General features: G+C 45.9%; 1 pseudogene. It reads left to right on the top strand.

Annotated elements, in window-relative coordinates:
- A pseudogene (locus IQO02_RS07655) lies at positions 1 to 2,555 on the top strand (hypothetical protein); the annotation flags it as partial.

Here is a 2,555-nt window from a genome sequence, read left to right as displayed (position 1 = left end):
CCACGCCGGGCGGCTACATCGGTTATGTTACTGATGGTTCGAACGTTGAAACCAACGTGTTCACGATTAGTTTCTCGGATACCAATTTAGGCCAGTATACCTTTACGTTGATTGAAGCGGTAGATCATGTAGATGGCCTTGCAAATAATGATCTGAGCTTTGATCTGCCGGTTTATGCAGTTGATAGCGATGGCGATGATTCACTGGTTTCTCAGTTAAATGTAACCATCGGCGATGATGTTCAAATCATGCAAGGTGGTACGTTAGATATCACGGAACCAAATATTGCAGACGGCACAATCACAACCAACACCATCGATGTGATGCCTGAGCAAAGCGCTGACGGCGCGACGATCACTCAGTTTACTTATGATGGTCAAGTTCGAACGCTGGATCAAACTGACAATGGTGAGCAGCAATTTAGCTTCTCAGAAGGTGAGTTGTTCATCACTCTTCAAGGTGACGTGCGCTTTGAGCCAAACCGTAATCTAGACCACACGGTTAACGAAGATATCGTCAAATCGATAGTGGTGACCTCAAGCGATTCAGACAATGACGTACTGACCTCCACAGTGACGCTGACCATCACCGATGGTGATATCCCAACCATTGATGCAGTGCCAAGCGTTACACTTTCGGAAACTAACTTAAGTGACGGCTCTGCGCCTAGCGGCAGTGCAGTAAGCCAAACTGAGACGATTACTTTCACTAATCAAAGTGATGATGTGGCGAGTTTCCGTATTGAGCCAACCGAGTTCAATGTAGGTGGAGCTCTGACGTCTAATGGCTTTGCGGTCGAGATAAAAGAAGACTCTGCTAACCCGGGTACTTACATCGGCTTTATTACCGATAGTTTGAACACTGAAGTTCCAGTTTTCACGATTGCCTTTTCTACGGGTACGTTAGGTGAATATACCTTTACCTTACTTGAAGCGTTAGACCATGTGGATGGTTTAGATAATAACGATCTGAGCTTCGATCTGCCTGTTTATGCGGTTGATAGTGATGGCGACGATTCACTGGTGTCTCAGCTTAATGTGACCATCGGTGATGATGTCCAAATAATGCAAGATGGCACATTAGATATCGTTGAACCAAATCTGGCTGATGGAACAATCACAACCAATACCATTGATGTGATGCCAAATCAGAGTGCCGATGGTGCGACGATCACTCAGTTCACTTATGACGGTGTCGTAAACACACTGGACCAAAGTATTTCAGGCGAACAGCAGTTCAGCTTCACAGAAGGCGAACTGTATATCACCCTTGAAGGTGAAGTACGCTTTGAACCTAATCGCGACCTAGACCATTCAGTTAGCGAAGACATCGTGAAGTCGATTGTGGTGACTTCAAGTGATTTTGATAATGATTCTCTGACATCAACCATAACCCTGACGATTACGGATGGTGATAAACCTACGATTGATGTTATTCCAAGCGTTACCCTCTCTGAAACGAATCTGACTGATGGCTCTGCGCCAAGTGGCAGCGCGGTAAGCTCCACTCAAACCATTACTTTTACCAATCAAAGTGATGATGTGTTTCGTTTCCGTATTGAGCCAACAGAGTTCAATACTAACGATGATCTTAAATCGAACGGTCTAGCCGTTGAGTTACGTGAAGATCCAGCAGGGTCGGGTGACTATATTGGTTTTACGACCAGTGCGACGAATGTCGAAACCACGGTATTTACACTGAGTTTTTCTAGCACCACATTAGGTGAATATACCTTTACTTTGCTTGAGGCTTTGGATCATCAAAATGCCCGTGGCAACAATGACCTCAGTTTTGATTTACCCGTTTATGCGGTAGACAGTGACGGCGATGATTCACTGATGTCTCCGTTAAGTGTGACCATCGGCGATGATGTTCAAATCATGCAAGATGATACGTTAGATATCGTCGAGCCAACCGTCGCAGATTTGGCCGCTGGCACAGTGACAACCAGCACCATTGATGTGATGCCAAACCAGAGTGCCGATGGCGCGACGATCACTCAGTTTACTTATGACGGTCAACTACGAACACTTGACCCAAATGATAACGGCGAGCAGCAGTTTAGCTTCACGGAAGGTGAGTTGTTTATCACGCTTCAAGGTGACGTTCGTTTCGAACCTAATCGCAATCTAGACCACGCGCTGAACGAAGACATCGTGAAATTGATCGTGGTGACGTCTAGCGATTCGGATAACGATGTGCTTACCTCAACAGTAACGCTGACCATTACCGATGGTGATATCCCAACCATTGATGCAGTGCCAAGCGTTACTCTTTCTGAAACTAATCTGAATGATGGCTCTGCACCAAGCGGCAGCGCAGTAAGTCAGACCGAGACGATTACTTACACGAATCAAAGTGATGATGTGACCAGCTTCCGTATTGAACCAACCGAATTCAATGTTGGTGGCGCTCTCACATCAAATGGATTGGCAGTCGAACTGAAAGCCGATCCAACCACGCCGGGCGGCTACATCGGTTATGTTACTGATGGTTCGAACGTTGAAACCAACGTGTTCACGATTAGTTTCTCGGATACCAATTTAGGCCAGTAT

The organism is Vibrio sp. OPT24, assembly GCF_015163545.1.
GTDB classification, from domain to species: Bacteria; Pseudomonadota; Gammaproteobacteria; order Enterobacterales; family Vibrionaceae; genus Vibrio; species Vibrio cyclitrophicus.
Note: the sequence above shows the minus strand (reverse complement) of the source record. Positions and strands in the feature narration are given on the sequence as shown.